Consider the following 18,717-nt stretch of genomic DNA (forward strand, 5'->3'; position numbering starts at 1 on the left):
TTTCTCAAAACCAATTCAATCACGAAGGCAAGTCTTAATTCCCTTAAAAGGGGGGGTCAGTGAAAGTGGGTTTTTTTTGGGTACGGCGTTAAAGGCTAAAATGTATGCTCTGGCAGGTTAGAATTAGGCATGCCTAATTGAAAGTAAGATTCCAGATATCAAACTCAAAGAGTAACTGATCTACGGTTTATTATTGATAATAAGTCACAGCTACACTATATTGGTATTGCTTTGAGATGAGGGTTTACCAATTAGGCTCAAAGGCTTATAACATGTTGTCAAGTACTATCGGAACGCCAAACAAGGCCAACGATACGAACGATAAGAACACATGGACTAAGGTTGTCTTAATACAAATAGATGCCTCCTGGTTAATAGTTATATTATAATTCATGTCTAACATTACGCGGCTACGTATTTCAAGATGGTTACTTTAGTAACTTGGTTAAGCCGAGGTAAGGCGATTGGAATTGCCGCAGTTCTAAGTCTGCCTCGGTTTTGCTAGAGAGTTTATTATGGATGATGATACCCCTAGTTGGTATAGAAGTAGAGGATACCTTCACTTTGATGTGCCTGTCGGCAAGAAAAAAGCTATTCACATAACAACTAACCCAAACTACATAAAAAGACATTCATTTTATCCTTTTATAAATTATGCGGTTAGTTCAAAAAAAATAAATAAAGATAAGTCAACTGGCAAGATTTTAGTTAAAAATAAAGAAAGACCAATTGCTTACTCCTCCCATTTAGATAGTCATATATATGCTTTTTACTCTGAAAAATTAAATGCTCTTTATGAAGACAAGTTATTAGAGTACGGGCTTGAAAAATCTGTGTTGGCATTTAGGAGTTTGGGTAAAAGCAACATAGATTTTGCTTATGAAGCATTCATTAAAATTAAAGAAATGGGTGAATGCTGTGCGGTAGCGTTAGATTTCTCTAAGTTTTTTGATACTTTAAATCATGACTTATTGAAAAAGTCGTGGTGTAAACTTATCAACAAAGAAAAGCTTCCCTCGGATCACTTCAATGTTTTTAAGTCCATAACTAAGTTTTCGACTGTAGATAAAATGGACCTTTATGAGTTATTTTCAATTTCCAAAAGTAACCCTAAAGTTAAGCATAAACAGATATGTTGTGCCAAAGACTTTAGAAATAAGGTACGAGGTGGAGGGCTAATAAAGTCTAACTTAAATGATTATGGTATACCCCAAGGTTCTCCTATAAGTGCGCTTCTATCTAACATTTATATGCTGGACTTTGATTTGGAAATGAAAAAGTATGCAGATATTCATGGAGGTTATTACTTTAGGTACTGTGATGATATGCTTTTCATTATGCCTAAAAGACTGAAAAAGAATGTTGCAGGATTTGCTGAAAAACATATCAAAAAGTTAAAAGTACACATTAACCCACAAAAGACAGAAATTAGACAATTTAATAAAGTTGGTAATACCCTTGAAGCTGATAGTCCTTTGCAATACTTAGGTTTTATCTTTGATGGTGAAAATATTTATTTACGCTCTTCTTCTTTGGCCCGCTATTCAGAAAAAATGAGAAGAGGAGTCAGCTTAGCTAAACAAACGATGAGGAAGTATAATAATATCAGGGCTATGAAAGGGGCAGATGAAAAAGATCTATACAAGAAAAAGCTTTACAGTAGATACACTCATCTTGGAGGGCGTAACTTTATTACTTATGGTCTTAGGGCTGCTAACAAAATGAATAGTAATACTATAAAAAAACAACTGAAGCCTTTATGGCGTCGTTTTCATGAAGAGATAGAGAAAGATTAGCTCTTTCTAGATTGATCGTCTTTTACTAAGTTTCGTTTATATAAAAAGGCAAAGAAGGCAACTAAACCTAAGATTAGAGCACAACCTATAAAAAGCGGTATCATTAGCTAAATCTCCCATCTTTAATTGCTTCATATAAGTCATGTTTCAGTTTGTCGTAGCGCCGAGTAGTGCGAATAGCCAGCACCATTAACACCCACATTTGAAACCATTCATAATCAGTCATAAGTGCACCTTAATGTCTTGTATTACCTAAATAGATATTACCTTCCCAATTACAAAGCTCTAAAATCCAGTTACTAATTTTCAACCGTTTAGTTGGGTTAAGGCCTGTGAAAGGAAAGAAAACCTGATCGCTGCGATTTTTGAACGTTGAAAAGGGTTCTAGTCGAATATCCCAAATATCGCCATGCTCATTCATAACATCAAATGCAAACGCTTTTTGTGTGGTTAAAGCAATGAACATCTCTTCTTCCGTTTCATTGCGAAGATCAACCTCTAAACCTAATGGTTCACACTCGTCCTCAATACTTGCTAAGCGAATCTTCAGCTCATCGTATACAGGCTTAAATGGCCAAAGCTCTTTATTTTTCATCATTTCTTCTCTCAAAATTAGGCATGCCTAATTTATAGATAAGTATCGTAAAGCTCGCCACGAGCCTGAGCATCCTCAGCCTCTGCGCGAGTCATCTCTTCACCATCAGCAATAATGTTACCCATACCATCATCTAATTCATCTAGCTGGTCATTCTCTTCAGAAACTGATAGCAAAACATCAACAACACCTAGTGCTACTAACCCTGTTACTTTTAACGCTCTTTTCCACATACGAGACTCCTAAAATTAGGCATGCCTAATTCGAACGATAATTGGACTTACATTTAGTTAAGTTTAATGGGGGAAGTAAATCAATAGGATATGTCTCACGCTAAATTACCAAATAATAAAAAATGATTTATATTTCAAAATCATAGGTATTCATAATATTATAAATATTTTAAAGAGTTTTAATCGTGAGCGAAGTAACTGGAGGAGAAAATATTTTAAATATGAGTTGAGATATCAATTCCAAAGCTAGTTGCTAAGGAATTGATACGTCTAAATGTTAGAAATACCTTTATTTCTACGAAACGCTATTTGTAGTTCGGTATTGTTCTGCTAATTTCTCTAAGTTTAATCTACTATATCTCTCATTTGATGAAATAGGGTATGTTGAATACACAAAATTGATAAATTCGTTAAAATACATACTCTTGGTCTTATTTATTATCGTATTAAGTATATTTAATTCATCATCGTCAAAAGTGCTATCAACACTTTTACCGTTATATGAGATAACGTATTTATCACCACCATAACTCGTTTTTTGAGGAGTGATCGAGAATTCACTATCAAGGTTAGCTAAATCTGTTATGTTATCTACATAAGGACCATAGTGATTAAAAACCCAGTCAATATCTGTCATTTTCCGGTTTTTCATTAGGGCAGAGTACCAATCAGCCAAGTAAACTAACTTTGTTAATCTTGCTTTTGAAAGTTCACTTTTATGTGGGTAATTAGCACAAAAATATGCCATTATTGCTCGCAACTTATTCATGACTACCTCCCCTTTAATGTATCCATAATATCTTGATCAACAAGTTGATTTTGATTTTTTGCAATTTTTGCAGATTTATCGTACTTGATCGCACCCTTTACAAAGTCAACCATATAGCTTTGGTAATCTGTACAGTGTTTTTGTATCTGTGATACTTTTTGTGACTTGAAAAAGTCAGCTCTTACAGACTCTACTACTATAACACCTATATGTTTATCTGCATCTATAATTGATATAGCGACAAATTTACTACTTTTCATCGCCAAGTTATCAATCTTTTCTGAGTCATACTGGTAGTGTTTTTGCATATAACTTTTGTAGCCTTCAGGGTCATCTTTATATAACGGACAATCCTCTATATCTACGCAAATTTTATGCTGCCAAGCCTTACTTATAACACCTTGATTTCTTGAGAACTTCATTCTATGTTGCTCTGCGAAAACAGGATTTTGAGAATGCCTAGCCAGTAAATAGAAATGCTCATCTACATAGTAGTAGATTGTTACTCTTTCCTGAGAGCTCAAGTTCCATTGTCTTGAACTTCCTTTCAGCCAGGTCTCTACCAACTTTTCTTGCAGCTCAGTGAGTTCATTTTGTAGTGCTTCTGAATCTTCAGAAATGCTGTTTATTTGATTTTTTAAGTCAGAAACCTCTTCATTCTCTGCTCTTAGCGTTTCGTTTTGAGAGTTAAGGTTATCTAAATCGTTAAAAGTACCTTTGCCACCATACAAAATAGCTATAACACCCAACAATATCCCTGACCAAGGGTTCCAAATTAACAAGCACAAGATAGGAAATAAATCATTAATATCATTGTACTTTTCAATAAAGTTAAAGCCGGCTGCAAAAGAGGCGCAAACACTAATTAAAGCAGAACCAGCAGCGGCAAAAAATATATACCACCATTGACCAAGTTTATTAGAAAACTCGTTTAATACTTTTGATTCACCTGTAAAGCCAAATCTCAGCTTCTTCACTTGATGTCCTAACAATAAATAGAGTAGCTCTTGATATGGAGTCTAAGGCACTAAAAAGTTACTGTAAATGATTAAGTTAGTAATGAAAGCCTGAATAGAACTCAAAATGAGCTTTGTATTTGCTATTTAAAATAGACATAAAAAAGGCGGTATCATCTCAATCTTTACTTTCTTAATAGGAGTACTTAATTTTAACTTCCCAAGTAAGCATAGGTTATCTTCAAACGTTCATGACCTAACTCTTGGCTAATTTGCTCTCGGACTTTGGTATCATGATCATAATCGGTGGGCGACAGCTCTCTTCTATGCGGGCCACCGTCGGCAGGGCATTTCCAACCTGTAAGCTCTAAATAACGCTCCCTTGCGTAATGGTGACGTAATCCGTGATTTTTATTTAATCCTACACGAACAGTTTCTCTGTCATACTCGCGCATTTGATCCACATACATTCGCTCAGGTTCAATTAGTGCGCCTTTGGTAACGACAGCAATATCACGAATGAGCTGTCGTTGAGATTCTTTTAAGATCGGAATTTTTCGGTATTTGCCACCCTTAGCCCATGAGCCTTTTATTTGTAGAGTGTTAGCATTTATCAAAGCATAGGATAAGCTGAATTTCATACACTCCTCTTTTCTAAGCCCAAACTCTTGCTGCAAACGCAGGGAAAGCTTGATCAAGTCACTCTTGATCTTGGCATGCTTATCCATGTCTAACGTTTTTGACTTGCCAATGGGGTTGTTGTGAACTCTTGGAATGCCGTAATCATCATTGCTACGTGAACAGATATTAGGTTTACCTATTTTTTCGGCAATCCAACGCAAGGCGGCCATTCTGTTTTTAATCGTTTTTGGTGCTAAACCTTCATCTTGCCAACGCGTTACAAGGTGATTGATATGTTTGGTTTTTAGACCTGATGGATCTCTTAATCGATAACCATGACTAAGTAGCTGTGTTGCTGCAAGGTTTAAAACTTTGCTTCGTGTAGCCCTAGTGCTAAAGCTGCTTTCGCGGTGTGTGTCGTTCACCATTTGGTGAAGTCGATATCCTAATTGGCTCATTTCATGTTCCTCATTAATTTAAAAAGTAATTTTGAAAGTATTGAGAAAAACACTAAACCTAAGACCAGGGGGCGAAACGCCAAAATAGGTAAGTTTTAAAGCCATATGAACGGTGCGTAACCGAGCATATTGTCGAAAGACATAAAGGCTAACTGGCCTAAAGCAACAAAGCTGAGCCGTGTGATTTCTGTTGAAATACAGCGCGAACTACTGTGGTTTATATTTGTGTTGTGTATAGGGGAGTTGGTCGTGTGACCCATAATGCTGCGAAGGCAGCTCCTCAGGAACGTGTTGCGGGCAGTGAGAACGCCCTTTTTCTTGATGCTCATTTCGAGCTAGTTCATGAATAAAATTATCATAGTGATTAGAGATTGCAACACCTTTTTGATGCGCTCAAATCTCCATCCCTCTTCTGGCCCAGCAATTTTTCAGGGCGGATTGGATGTCGAGGCATCATGAGCATTGGCCTCGACGGGCGACTCTGCGAGTCGTCCCTACCTCTTTCGAGTAGGGACGACTCGACGCCAATCCGCTTTAAAGTTAAACCTTGAGTATCAGTTTTAGCTGAGATGAAACAAGATGTTTTTCTACCTTCGTTTAAAGACCCCTTCATCAAGTAACCATTCTACGTCACTCGCAAAGGATGGAGCTGAAATTTGTATTTGCTTACAAGCTAGACATGCTAACTCTGTCAATTTTGACTCTAATATTCCAAAGTTTGGACCGTATCCGGGTAACAATAAGTATTTTTGACTATGTCGTTCTTGCTCAGTAATTTGTGAAGCATTATTTGCTGCAATATCAAGTATTAAAAGTCTTCTCGAGATACTTATCCTGTCTTCTGATACTTGTAATGTGTTACATGATTGATTAATAAAGTTTAGGTTTAGTGAAAGAGTGATTACCCTCTCTATTTCTTCATTTGGATATCCGTCTAGTTCTAAAGATGTTTTAATCTTAGAAAGATCTCCATCATCACTAGTTAAAATTGAATGTTCTAGCTCTATAGGGGTAAGGTATTTTATTTCTTGAAGCTCCCGCCTCAGTCGTATCAATATACTTTTTACTTGGAAGAACGATGCGGTATCTTCAAAGGACAGCATATGAGCTAAATCACCTCGTAAAGCTGCGTAATAGCCTGCTCCATCAAGGTATTCCACGAATCTTGCATTTCTGTATTTGCTAAGGGTGAATGCTCTAGAGCTTTGTGTTTGGTCCACAACTTTGTGCGATACGCTTCCTGAGTCACCAGCGTAAAATTGTGATTGAATAAATAGCTTTGGCTTAGGTTCCCAATTTTCAATGTTATATGGGAGAATGAAATCATAGGCCCTTGTTTTTTTTCGTCGCTTTCCATTTTCTACGATTTCTTGTTCACCGATTGTTACATCGTTAGTATTAAAATCGGATTCAGGCTGCATCCCTATCGTTAATAATTTGTCACGTAGTATGTCTTCGGTTATATGGCCACCGGAGGCTGATACACTTCCCCTGACTTTGAATATTGTGCAGGAATTTAACAAGTATCTACCCAGATTCATACTTTCTGAAGAATTGTTAAGGGAAATGAAAGAGCTACATACAGCCCAGAATTGAATCGTCTCATCCTCGTCTTCTAAAATAAGGCTTATATACTCTTTTAGAAGTAGGTTTAGGTAAAAAGAAGGATCGAAAAAGGGTTCTGTTTTAACATGCTCACGATACTGAGCTTGAGAAGCAACAAAGCACGAAGCTAGACTTTTAGCTATGTAATCAGACTTAGTTGTTGATGGTACTTTATCTAATTTGAATTTTATATTTTTCTTTGATGGTCCTCTTTTGGGAATGTATGGCTGGATTTCATCTTCTTTTAATTTTATTAAGAAATGATTTTTTAAATTGTTATCTGTAGCTCCTGATGTGAGAAAGAGTAAATTGAAGAAGGAGTTGTAAAAATCTGCAACAACCCTTTCATCGTCAAAAAAAGACACTCCTTTTATAAGTAATGAGCTAGCACTAAGAACCGCAGAACATAAGTTTTCAATATTACACCCACTTCGAACTGAGAAGTTATCTAAATAGGGGGCTATAGACTGAATGCAATCACAAAGAGAGTTTATTTCTAGATTGAATTTTTCACTGTCTTTTATTCTTTCTAACTTTGCAGTGAGCCATTGATCAAATTCTGCTAATTGTTCCGACACATCAAGTTCTTCTTGGTAGAGCTTCACTGTTAATCCTTTCTATTAATATTTTTGACACAGTGTATAATATCCTTAAATAAAGAGGAACGCATTTTGTTAACAATAGATAATAAAATCAATGAGTTATGTTCATTGTTGAAATTACCAAATCAAGGTGAACTACTAAGTGATATTGCTTGTAACCAAGTTGATTACACGAACGCTTGGAAAGGAGCTGATATATCCCTTTTTAAGGGAGATAATTTGCTTCATCTTAAAGAATTAGCAATCTATTCCCCTGGAATTGTAGATCTTTGTTATATAGATCCTCCATATAATACAGGTTCAAAGTTTTTATATAACGACAATAGAAAATCTGATTCATCAGGCCTTTTTGGATCAAATACAGCTTGGATGAGCTTTATGCTACCTAGGTTAGTAGCTGCTCGCGAGTTACTAAAAAATACAGGAGTTTTAGCCATAAGTATTGATGACTATGAACATGCTTATTTGAAAGTTCTTTTAGATCATGTATTCGGAGAAGAGAACTTCATTGGAAACGTAATCATTTGTCGTTCTAAGAATGGAAAGGGTGGTAAGAAAAATCTTGCATCAAACCATGAATATTTATTGATATATAGTAAATCTCCAGATGCTAACCTTCGGGGACAAGCTGATGAGACAAATTATGATAAAGAAGATGAATTCGGGCAATATCGTGTCGATGGTCTGTTTAGAAAAAAAGGAGAGGCAAGTTTAAGGTCTGATAGGCCTAATATGTATTACCCATTATTCTTTAATTCAAAAACTGGAAGAGTTTCGGTTGATCCTGTTGATGGTTGGGAAGAAGTTTACCCTGTAGATTCGAAAGGCATTGAACGACGTTGGTTATGGGGGCAGGATACAGCTAGAGATAGAGCTTGGCAGCTGTATGCAAGCAAAAATGGTGTAATATATGTAAAAAACTATGCAGGGAATCAGGATGCAGAAAAAAGGACAAAAGTAAGAACCATTTGGTCAGAGACAAGCTTCTACACAGAACAAGCTACTAAAGAAATAAAGAATATATTTGGTGAAAAAATATTTGATACTCCGAAACCAATGGAGTTTATAAAAAAAATAATCGATATTAGTGCTAATCCAGATTCTGTCATTTTAGACTTTTTTGCTGGTTCAGGAACAACCGCGCATGCGTCAATTGAATTGAATAAAGCTGATGGTGGATCAAGAAAATGTATATTAATGGAGTCTAAGGATTTGATTCCAAAACGCCATTCAGCATCAAAACAAGGTTTTGAAGAAATATCTGATATTACAGAGAAAAGGTTAGAAGAGATCAAAAAAATTCATAGTTCAGTTACATATAAAGTGTTTAATACTGAAAGTGGTGAGGAACATAGAGAGGTATCAACTAAATATGGATAACTATGTAAAATAGAACCACTCCTTTCAAACCCCGTAAAGCCATAAATCGGAACCCCGCAAGCGGGGCCCCCTTGCTTCGCAACCCTTCGGGCGATTTCTAGCTTGACTGGCTTTTCTCTGCGTAGTGAAGGTTATCCAAGAGGTATGCGGCGCTCTGAGTGGCAAGCACTCGACGCTTTCACACCTCCTGGATACAACTGGCATTTCAAATAAAGCGGGAAAGAGGGAAGGTAAATAAATTTATATTTATCTGTTTTTATTATATTTTCCCAGTTTCCCATATTTCCCAACCTAATATCCTTTATTGAAATAAACTAGGTAGGGTGGTCATCGCCTCTTTTCGCTTACGCTCAACTATATCAGAGTAAATTTGTGTTGTTTTCAACTCTGAGTGGCCTAGTAGCTTTGATACCGTGTAGATATCGATATCATTAGTTAACATACGGACTGCGAACGAGTGCCTTCCACAGTGAAAGGTTATGTGCTTTGTAATCCCTGCTCTGAGCATCCATTGGGTTAGGGCTACATTTGTATAGCTTGAGTATCTTAAGCCTTTAAAAACACGTTCATGGGCTTCTCCTTGCGAACCTAATAAGCTGATCGCATCATCGGGCAAATCAAGGTACTGAAGGTTTTTTGTTTTCTTATGTTTGAACGTCGTACGTTGCTCTTTTAAAGCTATTTGATTCCACGTTAGTTTGTGAATATCGCACCAGCGCATACCGGTGAGACAACTGAATAAGAATGCTCTTTTGAGTACATCATATCGGCATTCTGTTCTGTAGAGAGCTGTCAATTCTTCCTCTTCTAAGTAATTACGAGGATTTTGTTCGATCTTGATGCTTTTTACTTCGTTTACAGGATTTCGACGAATAATGCCTTCATGAAATGCTTTGTTTAAAGCTGCTCTCACTTTGTTGAAATAGCATGATGTAGTATTTGAAGAAAGAGGCTTATCTGATTTTGTTCGTGCATGTTTTATTAAGTATGTTCTGAACCCTAATAACACATCAGCATCGAAGTCAGCAAAGGATAAAGGGTTACCCTCACAGTACTTTTGCAAATGGATTAATGCTGATTCCCATAGCGATACATTTGATTTGCTGTCTGTGTGCTCTTTGTCATTTATTATTTGCTGCATGTAGCTATAAAAGCTTTCTTGCTGTTTTTCTGAGTCTTCAAAATGATGCTTGTTGTTAGCTAAATCGACAACTGCTTGTGCCCTTATCTTTTCAGAAATATCTAGGGTCTTTTTATTGTGATCTCGTTCAAACTTGTCTTTAGGAGTGGCATAAATAAACAAGTCTAATGATTGTCTTTTACGGCGTTTTACTCGTTTGCCATTTTCATTTAGGTAAGAACCATAATTTCTGGTTAACAGTAGTTGTTGGCGGCCTGTGCTATCAGCTGATTTTTTCTCGATGGTTAGTTTCATAATAACTTCCTCTTTGGTGGACCAATAGTGGCCCACAATAAAGAAGTAGGTGGGCCATTCGAGGCCCATATTATGAAACTAAAGGAAGCTAGAGAAAGATAAAAAAGTTATTAAATGTATGAATAGATTAGATATTTTAACTTTATTCGGATGTTTGTTTCCTTTGGTTTACCTTGTTATTTACCGATACAGAACGAGCTAAATATTTTGCCGAGCAAATCATCAGACGTGAATTCACCTGTAATTTCATTTAGGAACTGCTGAGTTAAGCGTAACTCTTCAGCTAATATTTCACCGGCAATATGCTGTTCAAGTTGCTCTTTACCTGTATGCAGATGATGCGCTGCATGGTGTAGTGCATCGAGATGACGACGACGGGCCATAAAGCCACCTTCGGTTGCGCCTTGAAAACCGATACATGCTTTTAAGTGAGTACGAACTAACTCTATACCTTCAGCATTTTTGGCGCTTAATCGAATGACAGGGTATTGATCATGTTCATCCATACCGACATTTTCACCCGAAATATCGGCTTTATTTCGGATCACCGTGACGCCCATGCCTTGTGGTAACTTAGACATAAACTCTGGCCAGATAGCATGTGGATCTGTGGCGTCGGTGTCGGTGCCGTCTAACATAAATAACACGCGATCGGCTTGATTAATTTCTTCCCAGGCGCGTTCAATACCAATTTGCTCTACCTTGTCTGGACTTTCTCGAAGGCCGGCTGTGTCGATAATGTGAAGCGGCATACCATCTATATGAATATGTTCTCGCAGTACGTCTCGTGTGGTGCCGGCTATGTCGGTAACAATGGCTGCATCACGACCCGCTAACGCATTTAATAAACTAGATTTACCCGCATTCGGTCGACCTGCAATGACTACACGCATACCTTCGCGCATTATCGTCCCTTGCTTTGCTTGTTGCGTGACATTATCAAGTTGTTGAATGATGGCATCGAGATCATTTGCTACTTTTCCATCTGTCAGAAAATCGATTTCTTCATCTGGAAAATCTATGGCTGCTTCAACATACATACGTAAATGAATGACTTTTTCCACCAGCATCTCTATGTGTTTTGAGAACTCACCTTGAAGAGATTGCAGGGCGCTTTTTGCAGCTTGCTCACTGGTTGCGTTAATGAGGTCGGCAATTGCTTCGGCTTGTGTTAAATCAAGCTTGTCATTCATGAATGCACGTTCTGAGAATTCCCCTGGTTTTGCTAACCGTACACCTTCAATATGGCTAATTTCTTTTAATAGCATATCGAGTACAACAGGACCGCCATGTCCTTGTAGTTCAAGTACATCTTCACCGGTAAAAGAATTTGGTCCTTGGAAGAAAAGGGCAATACCTTGATCTAGCTGTGCGCCGTCTAAGCTCTTAAAAGGCACATAGTCTGCGTAACGTGTTTTAGGACAGCGACCAATAATATGCTCTGCTACCGTTTTGGCTAAGCTGCCAGAAACGCGAATAATACCAACGCCACCTCGTCCGGGTGCGGTCGCTTGCGCTGCAATTGTATCTTGATTAATCATGCTTTTAGTATTGCCAATATTGAAAATGATGCTGGTTTGTATTGTAACCTATGGCTTAATTTCATGCGAATAGCGGTGTATAAAAATACCAACTTAGTCGTTGCTATTAGTTTTACTTTATTCAACATTAATAAATAATAAACACTAATTGCAAATGATAATTATATTCATTAAGATATTTGCATCTTACTTTATAATTTAAAAATATATGCGCTATTCTCCTTTATTATTAGCTGTTCTCGCGAGCTTTTCTGGTTTTTCAGTTGCTGAGAATCAACAAACATCAGACCAAAATGAAATCGAAAAAATTGATGTAATAGGGCGTGCTTTTTCTTTATATCGACCAACCGAGTCAAGCTTCGGTACCCGCACTAATACGCCGATTGAAAAGATCCCACAGTCTATTCAAATTTTACCACAGGAGCTGATTAACGATCAGGCTGCCCGACAGATTACCGATTTATACAGTAATATTGCCGGTGTAAATGGTTTTAGTTATTCAGGTGTAACATTTCGTGGTTTTCGCCAAGATGAAATTTTATATGATGGTGTCAAAGGCGATCCATTCAACGGCTTTGCCGTTCCACAATTATTTAATATTGAACAAGTTGCGGTGTTAAAAGGGCCTGCGGGTGCTATATACGGTAGCGGTAATCCAGGTGGCATTATTAATTATGTAACCAAGAAGCCAACTTTTACTGAAAAGCACAGTATTGAAGTCGAGCTTGGTAATGATGACTTTATTAGTGGCGCATTAGAAAGTACAGGGCCCTTGAGTGACTCATTAGATAATCATGCTTATCGTGTTGGTTTGTATCGTGATTCAGAAAAGCCATTTCGCGCTAATACCAGCAGTGATAATACGATTGTTGATCTTGGTTATACTTGGCTGATAAGCAGCGCAACAGAGCTTACAACGCAATATACGTATATAGAGCAAGAATTAGGGGGAGCACGCCTTCGTGGGGTGCCTGCTGATGATAATGGGCATTTTATTACGGATATTAGCTGGAATCATAATGAAGCGACAGATTTCCAAAATGTTGAGGCGCATGTTTATCAAGCTATTTTAAAACACGACATTAATGATGTATGGCGTACGGATATTACAGCACGTTATTTTGATAATAAAGAAGTGCAAAATTACCATGAGCCAAGAGGGCTTGTGGATACCAATGGCGATGGCATTGTTGATTGGAGTCACCGCGAATTTCGTGATCAACTTCGTGAAAATACAGGGTTTAGCTTAACCGCTAATGCGGTAGCTGAGTTTATATTTGCTAATATACAACACCAAGTCTTATTTGGTAGTGATTGGTATGAGCATGATTTCGAAAGTGTTTACCGCACAGCTACGCAACAAAGTAAAGGAGGGCCAGTCCCTGGACTTGACCTTCAAGATCCCGAGTATGGTTTAACGTCTCGCGATGATTATGATCTCAATGCTATTACACCCAGACTTGGCAGTACTCATAGCACACGCTTTGGTGCTTATGTGCAAGACCAACTTGATATCACTGCCAACTGGAGCATAACCGCAGGGTTAAGATACGATCGCTTTGAAGACAAAGATGAGTTAAATCAGACCGAGTTTTCTGATAGCGATGTCACTTATCGTGTCGGCACCAGTTACAATATTAATGATACTTTCTTTCCTTACGCCTTATATGGTACTGGTTTTGTACCACAAAGTGCCGGCGATCAAGAAACAGCCAAGGGCGGACCTTTTGCTCCTGAAACAAGCCGTATAAATGAGGTGGGCTTAAGAACGAAGCTTGTTGATGATAGCTTAGCTGTAAATATGGCCGCTTATGACATTGTGCGCAAAAATATTCTGCAACCCAGTTTGTTGGGTGATGTCGCAGGCGATGGGGTTGATGATTTAGTGGCCGTCGGCGAAGTGCAAAGTAAAGGGTTTGAACTCGAAGTGGTTGGTGATATTACCGAGCGTTGGGTTGTGACAGCAAGTTATGCCTATAATGATACCCGTATCACTAAAGCCAATGACAGCATACGTAATCAAATTCCTAACAGTGATAAGTTTGCCAATGCGCCGCAAAATACCCTGGGTATTTGGACACGCTATGAACTACCTCGCGTATCGTCATCTATTTCTGCAGGTTTAGACTATGTTGATGAGCAGCTTAGCTTGGGCGGACAACGTGTTCAACCTTACACTATCTACAATATGGCATGGCAAACGACCTTAAATAACTGGCAATGGCAGCTATCAGTTAAAAATGTGTTTGATAAAGAATATGCAAGCAGTGGCTTTATTGAACGTACGGGGCATTTTCCCGGTGAGCCACGCCGTGTTTATTTAAGTGCTAAATACAGCTTTTAATGGTGGCGTGTGAGCGCTAAGCAGTGGTTTAACTTACATTCGTGGGCAGGACTCGTTGTTGGGGTCCTGCTTTTTGTTATTTGTGTGTCCGGTACGTTAGCAACCCTTAGTCACGAGATAGAGTACCTGACTGAGAGTAAATATCGTGCTTTAAGCTCTTCACCCATGACTAACTATCCCGCGATAGAATCCAGTCTTAATAAGCATTATCCCAATGCACAAGTACTGTATATCCATCGTCATAAGCAAGATTATTTAGCCACAGAAGTTGCGCTAAAAATTAATGATACATTTCGGTTTGTTTATCTTGATGCTGCCTCAGGAGAAGTATTAGGAGAAGGAGAGTGGGCACGAATATCGCGGTTTTTACGTAACTGGCATATGAATTTATCCATGGGCTGGACTGGTAAGTTGATTGTGACAAGCTTAAGTATCTTAGTACTTATATTACTGGTCTCGAGCTTTTTTGTTTACCGACGCTGGTGGCAAGGCTTTCTTAAAAAGCCAGCCCCACTTTTATTGCATAAACGCAATGGTTGGGCAGACTGGCATAAGCTTGTAGGACTTTGGAGTACGTGGTTTATTGCTGTTATGGCGGTAACGGGTCTTTGGTATCTGATAGAGCATGGATTGCAAACAGCCAAAGTAGATCATTATGTTGCAGAACCTACAAAGGTTATTGCGCTAAAACAAAGCGCGTCGACAAGTAATATGATGCCAATATCTTTAACGGCCGCATACGAAGCAGCACAACAGGCTTTTCCTAGTTTAGATATTCGTTATATTGGTTACGGACAAAAAGCAGCACAGCCTATCGAAGTTCGTGGCTATAATAACGATATTTTACTACGCCTACGCGCTAATCGCGTCTATATAAATGCAAGCACAGGGGCCGTGTTAGGCATTCAAAAAGGGCAAGACTTGCCGTTTGTTCCACGTATAAAAGACACCGCTGATCCACTGCATTTTGGAAACTTTGCAGGTCTAGGCACAAAGTTTATTTGGGCTATTTTTGGTAGCTTGATGAGCGGTGTTAGTGGTGTTGGAATTTACATGAGCTGGCTGAGAGTTAAACGCAAAGCAACCGTTTCTAGCTGGTTAGGTGTATCAGGTTATATAGCCATAGGCTTGGTTATAGGCTCTGTGGTAATAACAAGCGTTAGCGTTAGTGAACGTAGCGTGCCAAAGCAGCTTTATGCACCTGTACTCGGTTAAAAATAACTGGGCATTAAAAAAGGCGACCTAAGTCGCCTTTTTTGTGCGTAAGGGTTTTAGCCTCTTACTTTAATGCCTTTTTTCTCCATTCCACGGTAGATGATAAGCATCTGCGCGATAGAGATAAGGTTCGATACTAACCAGTAAAGTACAAGGCCAGATGGGAACCATAAGAAGAATACAGAGAAGATTACCGGCATAAACGTCATCATTTTTTGCTGCATTGGATCTTGAACCGTCATCGGTTGCAGCTTTTGTGTGATGAACATACTTGCACCAAATAAAATTGGTAATACGTAGTATGGGTCTTTCGCTGATAAGTCAGTTAACCATAATACAAACTCAGCATGGCGCAATTCTGTTGATTCTAAGAATACGTAGAATAGTGCTAAGAAGATTGGCATTTGTAGTAAAAGCGGTAAGCAGCCACCCATCGGGTTTACTTTCTCTTTGCGGTACATTTCCATCATAGCTTGACCGAACTTTTGGCGATCATCGCCAAATTTCTCTTTTAGTGCGGCCATTTTAGGTTGTAATGCGCGCATTTTCGCCATTGACGTGTATTGTGCTTTTGTCAGTGGGTACATTGCAGATTTAACAATGACAGTAATAGCGATGATAGCTAGACCCCAGTTACCTAGGATACTGTGCAACCATTTAAGTAGCACGAATAATGGTTGCGAGATGAACCATAACCAGCCGTAATCAACCGTAAGGTCTAAGTCTGGGTGAATTGCTTCAAGTACATCAGACTCTTTCGGGCCCATATAGTAAGTCGAAGCCAGGGTTGTTTGTGTGCCAGCTTGTACGTTAACAGCTTCACCTTTAGTACCAATGATGGCAGCATTACCAGCCACTAATTTGCTGTATAGCGTATTTTGTTGGTCTTGCTGTGGAACCCATGCACTTACAAAGTAGTGTTGAATAAACGCAATATAACCACCAGCCGTCGTAACATTTAGGTTTTTGTCGGCCATATCAGAGAAGCTGTATTTTTCGTAAGGCTCTTCTTCAGTACCGTATGCAGCCCCTAAGTAGTTTTGATCAACTAAGCTACCTTTATCTTGTACTGTACGCTTCACTTGCGTGTAAAGCTGCACTTGAATCGGATCCGCTGTTACGTTATTTACCGTGTACTCTAAATCTACAGCGTAGTCGCCTTTCTTGAAGATATAAGTTTTGGTAAATGTCACACCTTTGCTGTCGGTAAACTCGAGTGGTACACGAAGCTCATCGCCATTTAAGGTGAACGATTTTTGTGTGGTTTTATAAACAGGGCGACCAGCAACAGTTGCATCTGGGCCGTTTAAACCAATTAAGCCACTTTGTGAGAAGTATTGATTACCGTCAAACTCACCAAGTAGCATAAAAGGTGTATCACTGCCTTTTGTCTCTTCGTATTGAAGTAAGTCTGCTTCAATAATGTCACCACCGCGGGTGTCAATTTTTACAGTGAAGACATCAGTTGTTACATCAATAACTGAGCGCTTTGCTGTTGTAGCAACAGGAACTTCACCGTCAGATGATGCTGGAATAAAGTCATCTGACTCTGATGTTGTTGCGCCTAGTGTTTGTGTTGTGGCACTTGGATCAGCTTTTGGTGCATTGTAGTCGTTATTCCACTCTTGGAATAATAAAAACGACACAAGCATCAAGCCGATTAATAAAAACGTGCGTTGCGATTCCATAACAGCTCTTATTTCTCGTGTTGGTGGTTAATATGATTTTTTGCAGGAACGGGATCATCCCCACCTGCATGTAAAGGGTGACATTTTAATATGCGTTTAACTGCTAACCAACTGCCTTTTACACTTCCATGCAAATTAATTGCTTGAATAGCATAATGAGAACAGCTTGGATTAAAGCGGCAATGTGGACCTAATAGCGGGCTTATCCAATTTTGATAGCCACGAATTAGCATGACTAAACAGCGCTTTGGAATAGCAACAAGTGGTTTAAGTAACCTCATGGTGTGTCTGCCCCTGCGTTAATTTAGTCAATGGAATACCATGAATTTAAATTCCCAAGATAGAATTTTAAATGCATGATTAAAAGGTGAGCTAAAGATACCTTAATTATGCCCGTAATTCTATTGATATCAGGCTTGTTTATTAGATTTTGCTGATTTATTAGGGCGTTTTTTGAAAGGGGGTGGTTTTGGTGCACCCGGCTTGCAGCGTTCGTTAATTTTTCGCCACAATTTATTTAATTGTTTTGTTAACTCTTCGTTTGACTGCTCATCAATGCCACTTTTAACCATAAGCACAATATCAATGTTATCGATTTTGTGTTGATTTAAACGAAAACTTTCGCGAGCAAGTCGTTTAATACGATTACGTTGGCAGGCTTTTTTAACACGTTTTTTAGCGACAGTAAGACCTAGTCGAGGACTTGTTTGGTCATTGGGTTTTGCTAATAAGGTAAAGAAAGGAGTCGCAGCGCGAGCTGGTTCATTAAATATGCGAGAGTAATGCGAGGGAGTTAACAAACGTAACTCCCTGCTGAAGCTAAAGTCTTCCACTTATATTAAGCAGAAAGAACTTTACGGCCTTTAGCACGACGACGAGCTAATACTTTACGGCCATTTGCTGTTGCCATACGAGCACGGAAACCGTGTGTACGTTTGCGTTTTAAAACGCTAGGTTGAAAAGTTCTTTTCATAACAATTCCATCCGATCGGTTAAGGTTAAAACATCCTATGCAGGTCGCGATCCTGGCACAGGTGCCATTGCGAGCGCGAGATATTATAGATGAAGACAATAAAAGTCAATCATAATTACACGGCTAACACAGTAATTATAAAGGATCCTGTCGCTCGATCATATAGGATCATCATAAATAAGAAGTTTTCCACAGCCTCTGTATAAAAAGTGAATAAAAGCTTGGGAAAAGCAAATTAGATCGTAGAATTTAATCGCGATCTAGCTGCGAATTTGCTATGATCACTATTCGGATGTAAAAAATAAACCCTATAAAAATCATGTGCTTGTCTTTTTATGAAGACGAGATCATATTTTTCAGAAAAATCAATCTTGTACTTGTGGATAAAGTGCCTTCATAATACTCGGTCTAGGCCAAGAAAATTGGTCAAAGATTAGTAATAAATGTATGATTTTCCATCATTAAAGATGAACGGGAATAATAATTAAATCTCTGGGAGTTTAATA

17 protein-coding genes are annotated in these 18,717 nt (G+C 38.5%); 4 read left to right on the forward strand and 13 right to left on the reverse strand.

Annotation, left to right across the window (positions count from 1 at the left end; genetic code table 11):
• Positions 1-515: 515 nt before the first annotated feature.
• Positions 516-1,796, forward strand: a complete 1,281-nt coding sequence (gene drt2, locus H3302_RS16035) for an antiviral reverse transcriptase Drt2 (RefSeq protein WP_182395901.1) — start codon at positions 516-518, stop codon at positions 1,794-1,796.
• A gap of 103 nt (positions 1,797-1,899) precedes the next feature.
• Here drt2 and H3302_RS19940 read toward each other — a convergent pair whose 3' ends face one another.
• The 7 genes from H3302_RS19940 to H3302_RS16065 form a co-directional block, all read right to left on the reverse strand.
• The gene (locus tag H3302_RS19940; RefSeq protein WP_259369869.1) at positions 1,900-2,022 is read right to left on the reverse strand and encodes a hypothetical protein; all 123 of its coding nucleotides are present in this window, start codon (positions 2,020-2,022) and stop codon (positions 1,900-1,902) included.
• A gap of 9 nt (positions 2,023-2,031) precedes the next feature.
• Positions 2,032-2,394: a hypothetical protein gene (locus H3302_RS16040; RefSeq protein WP_259369870.1), complete on the reverse strand. Its 363-nt coding sequence runs from the start codon at positions 2,392-2,394 to the stop codon at positions 2,032-2,034.
• Between the two features lie 29 nt (positions 2,395-2,423).
• Positions 2,424-2,624 (reverse strand): hypothetical protein, encoded by a 201-nt coding sequence (locus H3302_RS16045; protein ID WP_182395903.1) that lies wholly within the window; start codon positions 2,622-2,624, stop codon positions 2,424-2,426.
• A 295-nt stretch (positions 2,625-2,919) separates the two neighbouring features.
• Positions 2,920-3,393, reverse strand: coding sequence for a Panacea domain-containing protein (locus tag H3302_RS16050; protein ID WP_182395905.1), 474 nt, complete (start codon positions 3,391-3,393; stop codon positions 2,920-2,922).
• 2 nt (positions 3,394-3,395) lie between these two features.
• A complete protein-coding gene (locus H3302_RS16055) occupies positions 3,396-4,370 on the reverse strand; it encodes a hypothetical protein (RefSeq protein ID WP_182395908.1) in 975 nt (324 codons plus the stop codon).
• Positions 4,371-4,561: 191 nt separating this feature from the next.
• Complete coding sequence (locus tag H3302_RS16060; protein ID WP_182395910.1) at positions 4,562-5,428, reverse strand: phage integrase N-terminal domain-containing protein; 867 nt, start codon at positions 5,426-5,428, stop codon at positions 4,562-4,564.
• 587 nt (positions 5,429-6,015) lie between these two features.
• Entirely contained in the window at positions 6,016-7,638 is a 1,623-nt protein-coding gene (locus H3302_RS16065) for a hypothetical protein (RefSeq protein WP_182395912.1), read from the reverse strand.
• Positions 7,639-7,704: 66 nt separating this feature from the next.
• On the opposite strand from H3302_RS16065, the gene H3302_RS16070 reads away from it, so the two are divergent.
• Entirely contained in the window at positions 7,705-9,015 is a 1,311-nt protein-coding gene (locus H3302_RS16070; RefSeq protein ID WP_220469618.1) for a site-specific DNA-methyltransferase, read from the forward strand.
• 301 nt (positions 9,016-9,316) lie between these two features.
• Here H3302_RS16070 and H3302_RS16075 read toward each other — a convergent pair whose 3' ends face one another.
• Entirely contained in the window at positions 9,317-10,450 is a 1,134-nt protein-coding gene (locus tag H3302_RS16075) for a site-specific integrase (protein ID WP_182395914.1), read from the reverse strand.
• Positions 10,451-10,626: 176 nt separating this feature from the next.
• Positions 10,627-11,991, reverse strand: a complete 1,365-nt coding sequence (gene mnmE / locus H3302_RS16080) for a tRNA uridine-5-carboxymethylaminomethyl(34) synthesis GTPase MnmE (RefSeq protein ID WP_065978282.1) — start codon at positions 11,989-11,991, stop codon at positions 10,627-10,629.
• Positions 11,992-12,199: 208 nt separating this feature from the next.
• Between mnmE and H3302_RS16085 the strand changes: the two genes are divergently transcribed.
• Together H3302_RS16085 and H3302_RS16090 are read left to right on the forward strand one after the other, a co-directional pair.
• Positions 12,200-14,335, forward strand: a complete 2,136-nt coding sequence (locus tag H3302_RS16085; RefSeq protein ID WP_182395918.1) for a TonB-dependent siderophore receptor — start codon at positions 12,200-12,202, stop codon at positions 14,333-14,335.
• A gap of 9 nt (positions 14,336-14,344) precedes the next feature.
• Positions 14,345-15,550, forward strand: a complete 1,206-nt coding sequence (locus H3302_RS16090) for a PepSY domain-containing protein (protein WP_075594476.1) — start codon at positions 14,345-14,347, stop codon at positions 15,548-15,550.
• 56 nt (positions 15,551-15,606) lie between these two features.
• On the opposite strand, the gene yidC is transcribed toward H3302_RS16090, so the two are convergent.
• From yidC to rpmH, 4 genes are all read right to left on the reverse strand, one after another.
• Positions 15,607-17,238: a membrane protein insertase YidC gene (gene yidC / locus H3302_RS16095; protein ID WP_036973695.1), complete on the reverse strand. Its 1,632-nt coding sequence runs from the start codon at positions 17,236-17,238 to the stop codon at positions 15,607-15,609.
• 8 nt (positions 17,239-17,246) lie between these two features.
• Entirely contained in the window at positions 17,247-17,519 is a 273-nt protein-coding gene (yidD, locus tag H3302_RS16100) for a membrane protein insertion efficiency factor YidD (protein WP_036973693.1), read from the reverse strand.
• Positions 17,520-17,648: 129 nt separating this feature from the next.
• Positions 17,649-18,071, reverse strand: coding sequence for a ribonuclease P protein component (gene rnpA / locus H3302_RS16105; protein WP_036973690.1), 423 nt, complete (start codon positions 18,069-18,071; stop codon positions 17,649-17,651).
• A 5-nt stretch (positions 18,072-18,076) separates the two neighbouring features.
• Entirely contained in the window at positions 18,077-18,211 is a 135-nt protein-coding gene (gene rpmH / locus H3302_RS16110) for a 50S ribosomal protein L34 (protein WP_008488847.1), read from the reverse strand.
• Positions 18,212-18,717: the final 506 nt, after the last annotated feature.

This window comes from Pseudoalteromonas sp. MT33b, assembly GCF_014117385.1.
In the GTDB taxonomy this organism is placed as follows: domain Bacteria; phylum Pseudomonadota; class Gammaproteobacteria; order Enterobacterales; family Alteromonadaceae; genus Pseudoalteromonas; species Pseudoalteromonas lipolytica.

Bases quoted from the DNA above. Each gene is read 5' to 3' on its own strand.
- drt2 (WP_182395901.1), top strand. From the start codon at position 516: ATGGATGATGATACCCCTAGTTGGTATAGAAGTAGAGGATACCTTCAC.
- H3302_RS19940 (WP_259369869.1), bottom strand. From the start codon at position 2,022: ATGACTGATTATGAATGGTTTCAAATGTGGGTGTTAATGGTGCTGGCT.
- H3302_RS16040 (WP_259369870.1), bottom strand. From the start codon at position 2,394: ATGATGAAAAATAAAGAGCTTTGGCCATTTAAGCCTGTATACGATGAG.
- H3302_RS16045 (WP_182395903.1), bottom strand. From the start codon at position 2,624: ATGTGGAAAAGAGCGTTAAAAGTAACAGGGTTAGTAGCACTAGGTGTT.
- H3302_RS16050 (WP_182395905.1), bottom strand. From the start codon at position 3,393: ATGAATAAGTTGCGAGCAATAATGGCATATTTTTGTGCTAATTACCCA.
- H3302_RS16060 (WP_182395910.1), bottom strand. From the start codon at position 5,428: ATGAGCCAATTAGGATATCGACTTCACCAAATGGTGAACGACACACAC.
- H3302_RS16075 (WP_182395914.1), bottom strand. From the start codon at position 10,450: ATGAAACTAACCATCGAGAAAAAATCAGCTGATAGCACAGGCCGCCAA.
- mnmE (WP_065978282.1), bottom strand. From the start codon at position 11,991: ATGATTAATCAAGATACAATTGCAGCGCAAGCGACCGCACCCGGACGA.
- H3302_RS16085 (WP_182395918.1), top strand. From the start codon at position 12,200: ATGCGCTATTCTCCTTTATTATTAGCTGTTCTCGCGAGCTTTTCTGGT.
- yidC (WP_036973695.1), bottom strand. From the start codon at position 17,238: ATGGAATCGCAACGCACGTTTTTATTAATCGGCTTGATGCTTGTGTCG.
- yidD (WP_036973693.1), bottom strand. From the start codon at position 17,519: ATGAGGTTACTTAAACCACTTGTTGCTATTCCAAAGCGCTGTTTAGTC.
- rpmH (WP_008488847.1), bottom strand. From the start codon at position 18,211: ATGAAAAGAACTTTTCAACCTAGCGTTTTAAAACGCAAACGTACACAC.